At 76.1% G+C, this 16,204-nt stretch carries 14 protein-coding genes; 9 read left to right on the plus strand and 5 right to left on the minus strand.

Annotation, left to right across the window (positions count from 1 at the left end):
- Positions 1–85 precede the first annotated feature (85 nt).
- Positions 86–553 carry a CBS domain-containing protein gene (locus OG550_RS04925; RefSeq protein ID WP_327674909.1) on the minus strand — a complete coding sequence of 156 codons (468 nt, stop codon included), beginning with the start codon at positions 551–553 and terminating at the stop codon, positions 86–88.
- Between the two features lie 144 nt (positions 554–697).
- Complete coding sequence (locus tag OG550_RS04930) at positions 698–1,627, minus strand: slipin family protein (protein ID WP_327674911.1); 930 nt, start codon at positions 1,625–1,627, stop codon at positions 698–700.
- Between the two features lie 143 nt (positions 1,628–1,770).
- Here OG550_RS04930 and OG550_RS04935 point away from each other — a divergent pair, with 143 nt between their 5' ends.
- Entirely contained in the window at positions 1,771–2,625 is an 855-nt protein-coding gene (locus OG550_RS04935; protein ID WP_327674913.1) for a uracil-DNA glycosylase, read from the plus strand.
- 165 nt (positions 2,626–2,790) lie between these two features.
- Here OG550_RS04935 and OG550_RS04940 read toward each other — a convergent pair whose 3' ends face one another.
- Entirely contained in the window at positions 2,791–3,687 is an 897-nt protein-coding gene (locus OG550_RS04940) for a CHAD domain-containing protein (protein WP_327674915.1), read from the minus strand.
- Between the two features lie 1,317 nt (positions 3,688–5,004).
- Between OG550_RS04940 and OG550_RS04945 the strand changes: the two genes are divergently transcribed.
- Entirely contained in the window at positions 5,005–7,119 is a 2,115-nt protein-coding gene (locus tag OG550_RS04945) for a stealth family protein (RefSeq protein ID WP_327674917.1), read from the plus strand.
- A 270-nt stretch (positions 7,120–7,389) separates the two neighbouring features.
- Positions 7,390–9,459, plus strand: a complete 2,070-nt coding sequence (locus tag OG550_RS04950) for a hypothetical protein (RefSeq protein WP_327674919.1) — start codon at positions 7,390–7,392, stop codon at positions 9,457–9,459.
- Positions 9,460–9,603: 144 nt separating this feature from the next.
- Here OG550_RS04950 and OG550_RS04955 read toward each other — a convergent pair whose 3' ends face one another.
- A complete protein-coding gene (locus OG550_RS04955) occupies positions 9,604–9,990 on the minus strand; it encodes a hypothetical protein (protein WP_327674921.1) in 387 nt (128 codons plus the stop codon).
- A 66-nt stretch (positions 9,991–10,056) separates the two neighbouring features.
- On the opposite strand from OG550_RS04955, the gene OG550_RS04960 reads away from it, so the two are divergent.
- From OG550_RS04960 to OG550_RS04985, 6 genes are all read left to right on the plus strand, one after another.
- Positions 10,057–10,731: a hypothetical protein gene (locus OG550_RS04960; protein ID WP_327674923.1), complete on the plus strand. Its 675-nt coding sequence runs from the start codon at positions 10,057–10,059 to the stop codon at positions 10,729–10,731.
- A 214-nt stretch (positions 10,732–10,945) separates the two neighbouring features.
- Positions 10,946–11,623, plus strand: a complete 678-nt coding sequence (locus OG550_RS04965) for a hypothetical protein (protein WP_327674925.1) — start codon at positions 10,946–10,948, stop codon at positions 11,621–11,623.
- A gap of 292 nt (positions 11,624–11,915) precedes the next feature.
- A complete protein-coding gene (locus OG550_RS04970; protein ID WP_327674928.1) occupies positions 11,916–12,758 on the plus strand; it encodes a DsbA family protein in 843 nt (280 codons plus the stop codon).
- 65 nt (positions 12,759–12,823) lie between these two features.
- Positions 12,824–13,495, plus strand: a complete 672-nt coding sequence (locus OG550_RS04975) for a vitamin K epoxide reductase family protein (RefSeq protein WP_327674929.1) — start codon at positions 12,824–12,826, stop codon at positions 13,493–13,495.
- A 316-nt stretch (positions 13,496–13,811) separates the two neighbouring features.
- On the plus strand, positions 13,812–14,015 hold the full coding sequence (locus OG550_RS04980; RefSeq protein WP_327674931.1) for a hypothetical protein: 204 nt from the start codon (positions 13,812–13,814) through the stop codon (positions 14,013–14,015).
- Entirely contained in the window at positions 14,012–15,067 is a 1,056-nt protein-coding gene (locus OG550_RS04985) for a radical SAM protein (RefSeq protein WP_327674933.1), read from the plus strand. The genes OG550_RS04980 and OG550_RS04985 overlap by 4 nt, the downstream gene beginning before the upstream one ends.
- Before the next feature lie 63 nt (positions 15,068–15,130).
- On the opposite strand, the gene OG550_RS04990 is transcribed toward OG550_RS04985, so the two are convergent.
- A complete protein-coding gene (locus OG550_RS04990; protein WP_327674935.1) occupies positions 15,131–16,132 on the minus strand; it encodes a serine hydrolase domain-containing protein in 1,002 nt (333 codons plus the stop codon).
- Positions 16,133–16,204: the final 72 nt, after the last annotated feature.

Below are 16,204 nucleotides of genomic sequence, written 5' to 3' on the forward strand. Positions count from 1 at the left end.
AGGGCGTGTTCGCGAAATCCCGCCAGACCGGGCGGGACCTCGCGAGCACGCCCTACCGGAGCGCCGCCCCGGACGTCCTGCGGCCTCAGGCGCCCTGCGGCGTCTCCAGCACCTCCTTGGAGCGCGCCGGCTCCTCGGCGCAGACCGCCGTCACGAACTCCGCCACCCTCGCCTGCGGCATCCCGCGCGCGATGTCCGCCTCGCTGATCATCCCGACCAGCTCGTGCTCCGGGTGGTTGATCACCGGCAGCCGGCGCACCCGGTACTGCTCCATCACCCGCAGCACCTGCTCGACGTCCTCGTCCGCCTCCACGGTCATCGGCCGCCCCTGGGCGAGTTCGCCCGCCGTCACCGCCTCCGGGTCGAGGCCCTCGGCGACGCACTTGAGCACGATGTCCCGGTCGGTCACGATGCCCAGCAGCTTCTGCCGCTCCCCGCAGATGGGCAGCGCCCCGACGCCGCGTTCCTTCATGATCCGGGCCGCGGCCGCGAGGGTCTCGCCCTCGCGCACACACTCGGCCCCCTGGTGCATGATGTCGCCCGCGCTGGTCATGATCGGCCTCCTGACGTGCCTGGCACTCCCACCACTCCATCGTGGTCCGGCCCCGGTGCCCCCGCCACCGGGCCCGCCGCACGACGCTCCGCGGGGCAGGCCGGACGCCCGCCGCACCCGTGACCCGTGACCGGACCGGAACGGCTACGGCGTCCCGCCCGCGCCGTTCGGGCGCTCCGGCGGATCCAGCGGCGAGTGCTCCAGCAGCTCCTCCAGCGGCGGCAGTTCGAGCTGCTCCACACCGCTCACCTGTTCCGGCGCCGCCGCGCCGTCCGTGACGGGCTCCGCCCCCGGCGCCTCGGACCGGGCCGCGCGGTGGGTCTCGGTCGCACTGTCCAGGAACCGCAGCAGCTCCACCGGGAACGGCAGCACCAGCGTCGAGTTCTTCTCCGCCGCGACCTCCACCACCGTCTGCAGCAGGCGGAGTTGCAGGGCGGCCGGGGTCGCGCTCATCACCGCCGCGGCCTCCGACAGCCGCGCCGACGCCTGGAACTCGCCGTCCGCCGTGATGATCCGCGCCCGCCGCTCCCGTTCGGCCTCCGCCTGCCGGGACATCGAGCGCTTCATCGACTCGGGCAGGGCGACGTCCTTGATCTCCACCCGGTCGATCTCGATGCCCCAGCCGAGCGCCGGGCTGTCGATCATCAACTCCAGGCCCTGGTTGATCGGTTCGCGGTTGGCCAGCAGGTCGTCCAGCTCGCTCTTGCCGATGATCGAGCGCAGTGAGGTCTGCGCCACCTGGGAGATCGCGAAGTTGTAGTCCTGCACGTTCACGGTCGCCTTCACCGGGTCCTCCACCCGGAAGTAGACGACCGCGTCCACCCGCACGGTCACGTTGTCGCGGGTGATGCCCTCCTGCGCCGGGATCGGCAGCGTGACGATCTGCACGTTCACCTTCCGCAGCCGGTCCGCCACCGGCAGCAGCGACACCAGGCCGGGCTGCCGGACCTCCTCGCGCACCCGGCCGAAGCGGAACACCACGCCCCGCTGGAACTGCTGCACGACCCGGAGGCTCAGGGCCGCCCAGAGCCCCAGCAGCACGACGACCGCCACCACTGCTTCGACTACCAGCATCGCGGCCTCCTCGCGCGCACCAGCGCGTCCCGGCGGTCGCCGGCCCCGGCCGGGCCGGGGCACCGCCGGAGCGGCTCCTTCCCACGCTACGCCTGCCGGACGGCCGCCGGAACGCCCCCGTCCGGCGCCCTACGATCGTCCTCATGCCCCAGTCCCCCGGCGCCGACCCGGCCGCCACCGGCCCGGCCCCCGCACCGCACCGCGCACCGGCCGCCGACCGGGACACCGACCCGGCCGCCGACCCCGCCCACCCCCGCCACCCCGCCGAGGCCGCCGCCCGCGCCGACGGGCTGACCGCCCTCGACCAGGTCGTCACCCACTGCCGGGCCTGCCCCCGCCTGGTCGCGTGGCGCGAGGAGACCGCCCGCACCAAACGCCGCGCCTACCAGGACTGGGACTACTGGGCACGCCCGATCCCCGGTTTCGGGCCGCCCGACGCCCCGCTCCTGCTGGTCGGCCTCGCCCCCGCCGCGCACGGCGCCAACCGCACCGGCCGCATCTTCACCGGCGACCCCTCCGGCGACATCCTCTACGCCGCCCTCCACCGCCTCGGCCTCGCCGACCGCGCCGAGTCCGTCCGCCAGGGCGACGGCCTGCGCCTGCACGGCGTCCGGATCACCGACCCGGTCCGCTGCGCACCGCCGGAGAACAAGCCCACCACCGCCGAGCGCGACACCTGCCGTCCCTGGATCACCCGCGAGCTGGAGCTGCTCCGGCCCACCGTGCGCACCGTCGTCGCGCTCGGCGGCTTCGCCTGGCAGGCCCTGCTGCCCGTGGCCGCCGCCGCCGGCTGGAGCGTCCCGCGCCCCCGGCCGGTCTTCGGCCACGGCGCCCACGTCACCCTCCCGGCCCGGGACGGCGGCCCGCCGCTGGAGCTGTACGGGTGCTACCACGTCAGCCCGCGCAACACGAACACCGGCCGGCTCACCGTCCCCATGCTCCGCGAGCTGCTCCGCACCGCCGCCCGCACGGCCGGACTGGCCCCGAACGAGGAATGAACCCGACCGCAGCGGGCGGCGGCGTCCGCCGGGAGCAGCCGGCCGCCCGGCCGCAGCGCCCCGACCGTCCGACGCAGGGCCCCGGGCGGGTCGGCGAAGTCCCGCCGGGGCCGCGACCTTGCCGACACACCCCCGGCGCGGTCGGCGACCCGCACCAGGGCCCCGTCAGACGAACCGGGCGAGCTTCGGCCGCGCCGCCCGTGCCCAGACCTCCGGCAGCTCGCGCCGCGCCCCGGCCGCCGCCGCCAGCTGCAGCCCGTACAGCACGCCGTAGCCGAACGGCTCGCCCGACCCGCCGGCCCGGCCGAGCAGCGCGCCCGCCGCCACCACCGCGTCCTGGTGCTCGCCCAGCACCTCCTGGACGGCCTTCATCCGCCCGACGTACCGCTCCGCCGGCTTGCCGACCACCGGGACCGCCGTCTCACCCGCGTACCGGGCCCGTTTGGCCGCCTTCCGCGCCTCGTGCAGCGCCCTGCCCCGCTCCTCCACCGCGTCCGGCCCGTCGGCGCCGCCGGCCAGCGCCGACCGCACCCGCTCCGCCGTCCGGCGCTGCTCCCGCGCGGCGACCCGGGCCAGCTCCGGACCGGCCGCCCGGCCGGCCCGCCCGCGCAGCGGAGGATCGGCGAGAAGCGCCGCGAGTCCGTCCGCCAGCGCCCTCCGACGGGGGCTGTCCAGCGCGGCGAGCACCTCGGGCCGGACCCGCCGGTACTCCGTCAGCCCCCAGTCCTCCAGCTCCGCCGCGACCCGCTCCGGCCCGCACTCGGGCGGCAGCCCGCGCGCCTGCGCGGCCAGCCGCTCGGTCAGCACCTCCCGGTCCCGGGCCCGGCCCAGCGCCGCGGCCAGCCACCGGAGCTCGGCCACCAGCTCGTCGGTGGCACCCGGTGCGAGCAGTCGGCGGTAGGTCCGGAACGCGCTGCGCAGTCTCCGGCACGCGACCCGCATCCGGTGCACCGCGTCCGGTTCGTCGGCGCGGACGGCCTCGTCCAGCCGGGCCAGGACGGCGGCCTGCGCCGCGATCCGCCCGAGCAGTACCTCTCCCACGGTGGCCTCGGCATCGGCCATCCGCCTCACCCCTTCCTGGGGCGTCCACTGACGGGCTCCCGCCGGGCGCGAACGCCTCGCAGCGCCCTCGGAGCCTCCGGAACGCCTCCAGGCTAGCCCGCCCGCCCCACCCCCGGCAGGCGCGATCCCGCCACCGCCGGACCACGACCGGGGCCGGGCGGGAGCGGCGCCTCCCGCCCTCCCGCCGGTGCCGTCCGTCCTGTGGTTCCGGGGTTTTCCGGCGCCGGCCCCGGAAGGGGGGTCCGCCGGATTCCGCGAATGCCGCCCGGTCGCACGGCACGGCTTCCTGATCATCTTCGGAGGGTCGGGGCGGCTCGGGGCCACGCCACGTTTCCCGCACATTCACCGCAGGACTATCCCGCGAACCGGTAGACGCGGTCGGAACCCGTTCCGGTTGCAGCCCGGCGGGACTTTTCCCCCGCCCTTTCCGATCCCGGGGCGGGACGGTGCACGGCCCTCCCACGGCGGTGCCGGACCGCCGGGCGCCGGGACCTGCACGGACCCGGTCCACCGGGACGGAAGGGCCGGACCACCCCGCCGGGTCCGGCGGACTGACCGACCGACATCCCGGCGGGGCCGCCGGGCGGGGCGCCGTCGGCACGGCGCCGTCGACCGGCCGCGCGCTCCGGCCGGGGGAGGCCCCTCCGCGAACACCGTTCCGGATCCTCGCGGAATTCCCCGGCCGCCGCGCCGGGATGAATGCATTCCGATTCCCGTCGCATCCGGTGAGCCTCCCGCGGCGCTCGCGACCGGATTCCGGCGGGAATTACGCCCCGGATTCCTGCGGGAATTCCACTCCGATATCCGATCCGATCCCCGGGGCCGGTCGCCGCGCGGATTCCAGGGCTTCGAGGACGCTCCGCCGCCGGTGTGCGATTCCCGGCGCGACGCCCTCCCCCGCCCGCCGGGTCGGGCGCCCCGGGAGGGGGCGGTCCGCACGGGTCCGGGCCGCGGCGGGAACGGCCCGGCGGCGCGGGAGTCCGGACGGGACCACCGTCGGCGCGGGCGCCGCGGGCCGTGCCGGGTCGGCACGGGAGAGCGCGAGGGAGGCGCGGTCGGGCACTCCGACCTACGCTTGGTCCGGGAAGTCCCGCGGACGGGGCGCCCCCGCCGGCCGAGCTTTCCCTTTCAAATCGGGCGTACCCGTCGAAACGAAGTGCCGACCGACGCCGAACGGACATCGGATCGTTATGTCAATTGACACCGAATATCCGTGGACGTATACGATCCCGTCCCGTGCGGACGGTTCGGATCGAAAGTCCCTCCCCGCGACGTTTTGACGCCGAACATGCAATTCTCAGCCCCTGGAGTGCCTCTGTGTCCGTCCGTCTGTCGAACCTCTCCGGTGCGATGCGCCCGCTGACCGCGCTGGCGCGGCGCCGCCGGCTGCCCGACGCCGGACCGACAGGATCGACAGGATCGACGGGATCGACGGGATCGACGGGATCGACGGGGCCGGCCGGGGAGCAGGCTCCGCACGCGCCGGAGGAGGAGTCCGCCCGGGAGGAGCACGGGTCGGAGGGTTCCGCGCCGGAGGAGCCGGTGCAGCACGAGCCGGTGCAGGACGAGCCGCCGTCCCCGGCCGAACGGCTGAACCTGGCACGGTCCGCCTACGAGGACGAACTGCTCGGCTCGCTCGACGGGATCGTCCGCTGCCGCGGGCACCTGGCCGAACCGCGCCGCACCCTGCTGCCCGGTGACCGCCGGGACGGCAACCTGGCCGAGGTGGCCGGGGCGCTGCGGGAGGCCGGCATCGCGCACGGCATCGTGCCCGACCGGCAGCCGCGGCACCGGCTGGCGATCGCCCCGGGCGACCGGGACGCGGTGCTGGGGGCGCTCGCCGCCGCGTTCGCCGGCCAGGCCGTCTACGCCGAGCTCCTGGAGCACGGACGCACCCTCGGCACCGTGCTGGCGGAGCAGCTGCCCGCCGCGGTGGCCCTGCTGGAGGCCCTCCCCACCACTCCGGACGACGCCCCGGAGGGCGACCTGGACGAAGCCCGGGACGAGGCCGGACAGGACGCCGGGAGACCGGACGCCGACGGGCCGGAGACCGAGGGACCGGACGGGGCGGAACACGGCGACGAGGGCCGAGCGGACGGCGACGGCGACGGCGACGAGTGGATATCCCCGCCGGACCGGGTCAAGGGCGTCCGCGTCTACCGGCCGGCCTCGGTCGGGAACCTGCTCTACGGCCCCGAAGCCGGTTGCGACGTGGAGTTCTGGGACTCCGCGGCCCCCTCGCCGGGCGCGATCGCCTCGATCGACGAGACCCCGTTCGGCTGGTGGGTGCCCTCCCTCGCCGCCGACGCCACCACCACCGTCGCCGGCGTGGAGTACCCGCTGCTCGACATCTTCGCCACGGCGCTGCCCGACCAGGTCGACTTCCCGGTCGACGCCGTGATCACCTGGGTGGACGACTCCGACCCCGCCTGGCAGGAGCGCCGGGCCGCCGCCCGGGCCCGGCTGGCCCACACCGCCGCGCCCATCGCGGCCGAGGACGGTGTGGCCGCCAGCGGCATCGCGGGCGACGCCGACCAGCGCTTCCGCAACCGTGACGAGCTCAGGTACTGCCTGCGCGCGCTCGCCTCCCACGCGCCGTGGATCCGCCGCATCTACCTGGTGACCGACGACCAGGTGCCGCACTGGCTGGACACCGACCGGCCGGGCCTGACCGTCGTGTCGCACCGCGAGCTGTTCGCCGGCACCGGTGTCGACGGGGTGTTCAACTCCCACGCCATCGAGACCCGGCTGCACCTCCTGCCCGGGCTCGCCGAGCACTTCCTCTACGTCAACGACGACGTCTTCCTCGGCCGCGCCCTGGTGCCGGAGGACTTCTTCCTCGGCAACGGCATCCCCCGGTACTTCCCCGACAACCGGATCATCCCGCCGGGAGAGGTCGCACCGGACGACTCCGTGTACGTCTCCGCCCAGAAGAACACCCGGGCGACCCTCGCCGCGGCCGTCGGCAAGACCTACCCGCGCACCCTCAAGCACGCTCCGCACCCGCTGCTCCGCAGCGTGCTGACCGAGAGCGCCGACCGGTTCGCGGCCGAGCTGAACGGCACCGTCGGCTCCGCGTTCCGCGCGGCCTCCGACCTCGCGCCGGTCACCCTGGCCGTCCACTACGCCCACGCCACCGCGCGCACCGTGGAGGGACACCTCTACGACGGCTACTTCGTGACCGACAGCACCGAGGACCTCGACCGGCTCGCCCAGCTCCAGGAGGAGCGCTGGGCCGACTACTTCTGCCTCGCGGACGGCACCCGCGACCTCCTCCCGCCGGAACGGCTGGAGGAGGCCGTCACCGGCTTCCTCCAGGACTACTTCCCCGTCCCCTCGCCCTTCGAGCTCCCCGAACCGGCGGCCGCCGGCGGCGGGCCCGCGGAGGCTCCCGGAGAGCCCGCGGACGGGTCCGGACCGGCGCACTCCTGACCCGGCGGTGCCGGGACGGGAGGGCCCGGCCCGGCCGTCCCGTCCCGGCACCGCCCTCGCCGCCCCCCGCTTCGAACCCCGCTTCGAACCCGCCCGAGACCTGCAGTAGTCCCGCCGCGTTCCCGTTTCCCGGTGGCACCGGCCTCCGACGACGGGGGCAGCCCCACTCCACCGCAGTGCGATAATCCCCCCTGACAACGCCCCGGTGGCGTGCGCACACGGCGTCGACAGGGAGCGGAGTACAGGGTGGGGCGGGTAACGGCCGCCGCGGTGGCCTTGGCCCTCACGGCGTCGCAGGCGTGGACGGCCCCGTCCGCCCCGCGACCGTCCCCGGAGGACCCGTCACCGCCGCCCGCGCAGTCCGACGGCCGGCGGCCGGCGGTCGTCCAGATCGTCGCGCACCAGGACGACGACCTGCTGTTCATGAACCCGGACCTGTCCAACGGCATCCGGGCCGGCTTCGACGTGACCACCGTCTACATCACCGGCGGCGCGGCCGGTGCCGGAGCGGCCTACGCCGCCCACCGGCAGGACGGCGTCCGGCTCGCCTACGCCCGGATGGCGGGCGAGGCGGCCGGGACCGGGGCCGGCGGGTGCGCCGACGACCCGGGGCCGGCCTGCTGGGACCGCGAGACGTACCGCCCGGTGCCGGGCGGTCCGGCCGCCGAACTCTTCACCCTCCGGGCCAACCGGTCGCTGCGGCTCGTCTTCCTCGGCCTCCCCGAGTACGCGGACTCGGCCTACCTGGGCGGGAACGCGCTCCGCCGGCTGTGGGAGAGCCGGAACGACGCCGCGCCCGCCGGGACACCGACCCTCGACGTCGACGGGCCCGGCACCGTCTGGCCGCAGACCTACGACGGCGCCCGGCTCCTGGCCGTGCTGGGCGGCGTACTGGCCGACCGGCGCCCCACGCTGGTCCGGGTGCAGGACCCGGCGCCGGATCCGACGCTGTGGGACCACCACGCGGAGCACGACCACCCGGACCACATCTCCGCCGCGTGGTTCGCGGACGCCGCCGTCGACGCCTACGCGGCGGCCGGGCACCGGGTGGTGCTCGACCACTACCGCGACTACAACATCCACTCCTCCCCGGCCGTCCTCTCCTTCGCCGAGACCGCCGACAAGTACGCCACCTTCCGCACCTACGCCGAGCGGGACGCCAACATCGCCACCGGCGCCGCCTTCGCCGCCAGCCCCTACGCGAGCTGGCAGTCCCGGCAGTACCTGCGCTTCCCCCGGTCGACCCAGGCGGTGGCCGCCGACCGGACCGGCGCGCTGCACGCCTTCGTGGTGGAGAGCGGCCGGCTCCTGGAGTGGGCCGAGGACGCGGACAAGGTGTGGCGGGGGCCGGTCACGCACGAGGCGCCCGGGGGTCCGCTGGCGGCCGGCGTGACGGTGGCGCGCCACCGGGACGGCCGGCTGGAGGTGTTCGGCCAGCGCGCGGACACCGGCGAGATCGTCTCCTCCCTGTCTGACCCGGCCGGCGGGCGGACCTGGCAGCGGCACGGGAGCCCCGCCGCCGCCGCGGCTCCGGGGGCCTCCAAGCTGGTCACCCCGGCGCTCCAGGTGAGCACGCCCGTCGTGGCCGCCGACGGCGGGGGACGGCTGTGGATGTTCGTCCGGGACCGGGGCGGCGGCATCAGCACGAGGTCGCAGACCGCACCGGACGGCGCGTGGGGCGACTGGGCCGTCCTCGGGGGGAGCGGGATCCAGGGCGCGCCCACGGCCGTCGCCACCCGGGACGGCCGGATCGAGCTGTTCGCCGTCACCGCCGGAGCGGGCTCGCGCCCGGGCGTGCTGCACTGGTCCCAGCCCGGGCCCGGCGGCGCCCTGGTCCCCGACCACGGCTTCCCCCGCATCGCCCCGGCGGGCGCCATCGGCGTGGGCAGCGGGCCCGACGGCCGTCTGACGCTGTTCTACCGGCAGGTCTCGGGCACCGACCCGCTGCCCGGGCGGGACGCGCACTCCTTCACCATGGGCCTCGTCCAGACCTCCCCGGGCGGCCCGTGGGCCCCCGCGGCCGTACCGGTCGGCGGCGGGCCCGACCACGGCGGCAGCGGCGAGCCCGCCGTGGCGTCCCCGGACGCCGCCGACCGGCCGCGGACCGTGGTGGCCGTGCGCAACCGGGCGGGCGGGCTCAGCGTCAGCCGCCAGGACGCCGACGGCCGGTTCGGCGGCTGGACCGACCTGGGCGGCTTCGTCGTCGGGGCGCCGGCCGCGGGCGTGGACCGCGACGGCCTCACGGACCTCGTCGTGCTCGGCCCGGACGGCCGTCTCCACCACAGCCGGCAGCGGCCGGACGGCTCGTTCGGCGCGTGGCGCGCCGTCGGGGACCCCTGACGCCCGGCCCCGCCCCCGATCCCGATCCCGACGGCCACCCCGGCAGAACGGCCCGGCAGCCACACCCCGTGACCACACCCCCCGTACATCGGACCGGCCGGACCGGTCGGACCTCCGGGGTCCCCGGGGCCCCGCGGCGTCGCCTCAGGGCCTGAGCTGGATCGCCAGCGAGAGCGTGTAGCCGACCAGCGCCGCGAAGAAGCAGACCGCGGTGGTGTAGCGGACGGTGAAGGGGAGGCCGGCCAGGGCCGGGAAGAGCAGGACCGCGGTGCCCGCGGCCACGTCCGCGACATACAGGCCGCGGGGCGGCAGGACGCCCGTGCTGTGCGCCGCCCAGCCGGTGGCGACCAGGAAGCCGGTGATCAGCAGGAAGCCGGACAGCAGGCCGGATCCGATGCTGTAGAGGACGGGGTGGGGCTCGGGCGGGTCCTCGCCCGCGGGGACGGCCGGGCGCAGCCGGTGGGCGACCGCGAGGGCGGCGACGGCCACGGCCACCGCCGCGGCGGCGCTGAGCATCGGGACGGGGTTCATCGGCGGCTCCGGGAGGTCGCGTGGTGGTGTCCGAGGGCCGTGGCGAGCGCGGCCGGGAGGAGCACGGTGAGCAACAGGACGGCGGTCCAGGCGCCGGGGTCGAGGCCCGACGCCGGGGCCGCGCCCTCGGGCGGCGGGGGTGCGGCGACGACCGCGACGGTCGCGACCGGGCCGGGGGCGGGCGGCGGGGCCGAGGGCGGGGCGGGCGGCGGCGGTAGCACGGCCGGGCCGGGTGGCGGTGCCTCCGGCCGGGGTGCCGGTGGCGTCCGCACGGCCGACGGCGAGGGGGCGGTGCTCCGGACGGGCGCGGGTGACGGCTGTGGTGCGGGCGAGGCCCGGACCGTCGCCGGAGCGGCCGGGGCCGTAGCGACCGGGGCCGCGGCCGCCGGCACCGGTGCGGGGACCGGCGCCGCCACCGGCGTCCAGGTGGGCGTCCAGGTCGGCACGGCCGTCGGCGAAGGCCCGGCGGTCGGCGACGCACCCGCCGTCGGGGACGGCGCGGACGGCGAGGGCGCAGGTGACGACGGCGAGGGCGCGGGCGGCGACGGCGACGGCGAGGGCGCGGGCGGCGACGGCGACGGCGACGGCGACGGGCAGTGGGTCGCCGGGGCCGACGGGAACGACGGGTGCGGTGGCCAGGACGGGTGCGGCCACCACGGCCACCACGGCGGCACCGGCCCGGGAGGAGCCCCGGGAACCGGCGGCCCCACGGGCGTCGCGGCCCCCGGCCCACTGGCATAGTCCATCGCCCGATTGTCGGACCGCCCCACCGACCCCGTCAGCACCTGACGGCCGCTCACCCGCCCGGACGGCCGCCAAACCCATCCCTCCGGTGAACTCCCCGCCCCCGCACCGCGAACGAACGACCGACGCGGGACAATCCGTGCGCCGGTTCCCACCGCTGCCCCCGACGCACCCTCGTGCCCGGTGTAAGCGCCGTGGCATACTCCGGGGCGTGACGACTTCCACCCACGCGACGAGGGCCCTGCGGGCCGCGGTGTTCACCGCGCTCGCCGTGCCGCTGTCCGCGCTGGGCCAGGTGGTCATCACCGGCCGGCCGCTGCCGGTCGTCCTGGTGGTGGCCGCGACGGCCGTCGTCTTCCTGCTCGCGGCCGCACTGGCCGGCGGGGAACGGCGGTTGCCGCACATCGCGGCCGTGATGGTCCCGGTCGAGCTGCTCCTCAACACCACCTTCAACCTGGGCCAGGCCGGCTGCGGCCCGGCCCTCACCACCGACCACCTCCCCGCCCGCGGCATGAACCTCCTGGTCTGCGGCGGCGGTTCGGTGGACGGTTCGCTGTTCTCGGGGCAGTTGGGGCACTCCGGGCCGCTGGCGCCCGCCGCCACCCAGCTGCTGCTCCTGCTGGTCCACCTGCTGATCGCGCTGGCCGCCTCCGTCTGGTTGCGGCTGGGCGACGCCGCCCTGTCGGGCCTCGCACTGGCCCTCCGTGCGCTGCGCCAGTCGCTCGCGGCCCCGCTGCGGGTGCTCGCCCTGCTGCTGGCCCCGGTGCCGGCCAGGCCGGTGCTGCGGGTTCCGCTGCCGGTCCCGGCCCGCCACCGCCCGCGCCGCGAGGACGTGGTGCTGAGCCCGGCGCCGCGCCGCGGCCCGCCGGTCCTCGCGCCTGCCTGCTGACGGCCCGTACCAGACGCCCCGGCACGGGGCCCCGGCCCCGACGTACCGAGCCCCGACGTACCGAGCCCTGACCCGCCGAGCCCCGTCCCGGCGGCCCGGGAAGCGTCGGCCCGGCGACCGGCGGCCCCGGCGCCGCACGGCGCCGGCCCCCCGGGGGTTCCGTCCAGGCAGCGCGCCACTCCGCCGTTCCACCGACCCCGCCCCTCCCGGCCCGTCGGCGCCCCGCGCCGGCGCCGTGCCGGGGCGGCACCCCCGCGCCTCCCGGCGCACCCCACCACGGAGTTGACCCGTCATGGCCCAGTCCGACCAGAAGCCCCAGACCAAGCAGCAGTCCCGCAAGCAGGCGCAGAAGACCAGCGCCCGCGAGCGGATCCAGGAGGCCCAGCGCCAGGAGAAGCAGGCCGCGAAGCGCCGGCAGCGGATCGTCGGCGGCGTCTCGGTCGTCGTCGTGCTCGCCCTGGCCGGCGGCACCGCGCTCGCGATCAGCGCGGCCGGCGGCGACAAGTCCTCGTCCGACTCGGCGGCCGCCGAGCCCACCGCACTCGTCGTCCCGGCCAACACCTCCGGCCCGGACGGGACGGTGATCACCTACGGCAAGGCGGACGCCGCGCACACCCTTCAGGTGTTCGAGGACTTCCGCTGCCCGGTCTGCAAGAACTTCGAGGCGTCCAACGGCGACACCGTCAAGAAGCTGGCGGACGACGGCACGGTCAAGGTCGAGTACCACCTGGCCGCGTTCCTGGACAAGAACCTCGGCGGCAAGGGCTCGCGCACCGCGCTGGCCGCGATCGGCGCCGCGGTGAACGAGGGCGTCGACAAGTTCAAGGCGTACCACGACGTGCTGTACGCCAACCAGCCCGACGAGCGCGAGGACGCCTTCGGCGACGTCAACCACCTCCTCGAACTGGCCGACAAGGTGCCGGGGCTGAAGACGGACGCGTTCGTCAAGGCGGTGAAGGACCGGACGTACGCGCCGTGGGCGAAGAAGGTCGCGGACGCCTTCAACGACAGCGGCGTGACCGGCACCCCGACCGCGAAGGTGGACGGCAAGCCGCTGACCCTGTTCAGCGGCAACCGCGGAGTGACGCCCGAGCAGTTCACCACCCAGGTGAAGCAGGCCGCGGGCTTGCAGTGAGCACCACCGGCCCGGCCGATCTCCCGGCCGGGCCGGCCCCCTCCCAGCCACCGGAGTGCTCTGCCATGACCGCCCCGACCGCCGTGCCCCGCTCCTCCCGCTCCGCCTCCGCCCAAGCCGCCGACCCCGCCCCGCCGGGCCGGGCGACGATCGGCGCGGGCCGGGCGTTCTCGCTGCTCGTCCTCCTCGGCGGACTGGTCGGGCTGGCCGCCTCGGCCGTCCTGACCTTCGACAAGCTCCGCATCCTTGAGGACCCGTCCTACATCCCCAGCTGCAACATCAACCCGGTGATCAGCTGCGGGTCGGTGATGCGAACCGAGCAGGCCGAGGTGTTCGGCTTCCCGAACCCCCTGCTCGGGCTGGCCGCGTTCGGCGCACTGGCGGCGATCGGCGCCGGGCTGCTGGCCGGGGCCGCGTACCGGCGCTGGTTCTGGCTGGGCCTGCAGGCCGGCACGGTACTCGGACTCGGCTTCGTGCACTGGCTGATCGACCAGGCGCTGTACGACATCGGCGCGCTCTGCCCGTACTGCATGGTGGTCTGGGCGACGGTGGTGCCGCTGTTCTGGTACACGACGCTGCACAACCTGCGCTCCGGGGTGATACCCGTCGGACCCCGGTTCCAGGTGGTCGTCCGGGAGGCCGCCCGCTACCACTGGGCGGTTCCGGTGCTCTGGGCCGCGGTGATCGGCCTGCTGATCCTCAACCGGTTCTGGTACTACTGGTCCACCCTGATCTGACGGTCCGTCACCTCCTGACTCCACGTCAACCACCCTTCCGGGAGCGCCGTCCCCGACCCCGGAAGGGTGGGTCCGACACCGCTCCGGCCCCGCTGCTCCGCCCGGACTGCGTCCGCCCCGGCCGTCACCTGCACGGGCGAACATCCCGCGCGGCCCGCCGGTCCGGCCCGGAGGATGGGGAGCGGCCCCTCGCCCGTGGCGGTGCCCTTCCCGGGGCACCGGCCTCCCGGGGCGGGGCCGTTCGGCCGACGGCCGGGCCCGGGTCCCGACCACCCGGCGACCCCGGCCGTCCCCAGCCTCCCCAGGAGAGAACACCATGGCCAGTCAGGGACCCACCTTCGCCATCAGCACCTCGGACCTCACCCTCGACGAGGAGGGGCGGGTGCACATCCAGAACCCCCAGCTCGCCGAGTCGGTCGCGGCCGCGATGGCCTCGGCGCCGAACGTCGCGTCCCGCCCGAGCACCAACAACTGCCACGGCGGCAACTGTGCCAAGGGCTGCGGCTCGGTGCAGATGTGACCGGCTCCACCGGCGAACCGTCGCCGTTCGACCGGGAGTTCACCGAGTCCGTGCGCAGCGACCGGCTCCAGCTGATCCTGCTGCCGACCGAGCAGTGCAACTTCCGCTGCACGTACTGCTACGAGGACTTCGAGATCGGCCGGATGGCGCCGGACGTGGTCGCCGGGGTGAAGAACCTCATCGACCGGCGCGCCGCCGGACTGCGGCACCTCCAGGTGTCGTGGTTCGGCGGGGAGCCGATGCTGGCCAGGCCGGTCATCGAGGAGATCACCGCACACGCCCGCGCGGCGCAGCGGCGGCACCCGGGCCTCGGCTACGAGAGCGACATGACGACCAACGGCTACCTGGTGGACGGCCGGACCGCCGACCACCTGGCGGGCCTCGGCGTCCGGGCCTACCAGGTGTCGCTGGACGGTCCCGCCGCGTTCCACGACCTCACCCGGGTCCGGGCCGACGGCCGGGGGACGTTCGAGCAGATCTGGCGCAACCTGGAGGAGGTCCGGGCCGGCTCCGCCGACGTGCGGATGCTGCTGCGGGTCCACCTCACCCCGGAGAACCTTCCGGCGATGCCGGAGTTCCTCACGCTGATCCGGGACACCTTCCTCGACGACCCGCGGTTCTCGGTCTTCCTGAAGCGCGTGGTGCGCCTGGGCGGCCCCAACGACGACACGATGGACGTGCTCGACTCCGACGACGGGAAGATCGCCGGACTGCGCGCGCTACTCACCCAGGGCGGCGGCGAGGAGCGCCTGTTCGCGCCGGAGGAGGTCTGCTACGCCGCCCGCGCCAACTCGCTGCTGGTGCGCGCCGACGGCCGCCTCGGCAAGTGCACGGTCGCACTGTCCGATCCGGCCAACGACATCGGCCGGCTGCTGCCGGACGGCTCGGTGGAGATCGACAACCCGCGGCTGCGCCCGTGGCTGCAGGGCTGGGCCGCGCGCGACCCGGAGCTGAACGCCTGTCCGTACTCGGCCTTCACCCGCGAGCCGGAGCCGGCGGCGCTGCCGCTGCTCCAGATCGCGAAGCGGCCTCCGGCGGCAGTCCCCGTCTGAGCGCCCCGTCCGCCCCGGCCACCCCGCCCGGCCCGTTCGCCGCCCGGCCCGCGCCGGGCGGCGTCAGCCGAAGACGGCCCGCCGGTAGGCGTTGCGCAGGTCGGTGAGCGGCTGGAAGTCCCGGTCGTAGTGGACCTTGTTGGTGAGAAGCAGCGCCCAGCGGCCGAGCCGCCGGGAGACCCAGATGCCGGTGCCGGTGAAGCCGTAGTGGACGAAGGTGCCCTCGGCCGGGTCGGTGCCCGCGGCGCAGAGCCAGGACAGGCCCCGGGCCGGCTCCAGGCCGCCGGTCTGCTCGCGCAGCGACTCGGCGAGCCACGGCCCGCCCCAGGGCAGGCCGGCCGGCGGGTCGAGCAGCGCGGTGAGGAAGCGTTCCAGGTCACGGGCGGTGGAGAAGGCGCCGGCGTTGCCGGAGACGCCGCCGAGCAGCCGGGCCGACGGGTCGTGCACCACTCCGCACAGCACGCCGCCGGCCGACCGCTCGTACTCGGTGGGCGCGGTGCGGGCGGCGAGGTCCGGGCCGAGCGGGCCGTACCGGGTGTCGGCCATGCCGAGCGGCTGCCAGACCTGGCGGGCGGCGAGTTCGTCGAGCGGCTCACCGGCCAGCGATCCGACCAGGTGGCCGAGCAGGACGGCGGCCCGGTCGGTGTACTCGACCGCGGTGCCGGGCGGGCGGTACAGCGGGGTGTCGAGCACGCCGGCCAGGATCGCCGCCCGGTCCCGCCCGTACAGTTCGGCGAACCGGGTGCGCAGCGGCATCCCGGCGGTGTGGGTGAGGAGTTGACGGGCGGTCACCTCGCCGGCGGGCCGGCCGGCGGCCTCCGGCCAGTACCGGCCGATGGGCCGGTCCAGGGGCAGCCGGCCGTCCCGCCAGAGCGCCCCGGCGCACGGCCAGAGCGCGACGATCTTGGTGATGCTGGCGAGGTCGAAGACCGTGTCGTGGTCCGCCTCCCGCGCACCGTGCGGTCCGCGGCCCAGCACCCCGTACCGGCCCCGGCCGCGGACGCCGCCGGCGTCGCCGACCGACCAGACGCCGCCGACCCCGACGGCGGCCAGTCCGGCCGTCACCAGTCCGTCCAATCCGCCTTCGGGTGCCACGAGTTCGGCCAGGGGCGCGGGACGCGCCGGTCCGCTCATCCG

It is taken from the genome of Kitasatospora sp. NBC_00458, assembly GCF_036013975.1.
GTDB lineage: Bacteria > Actinomycetota > Actinomycetes > Streptomycetales > Streptomycetaceae > Kitasatospora.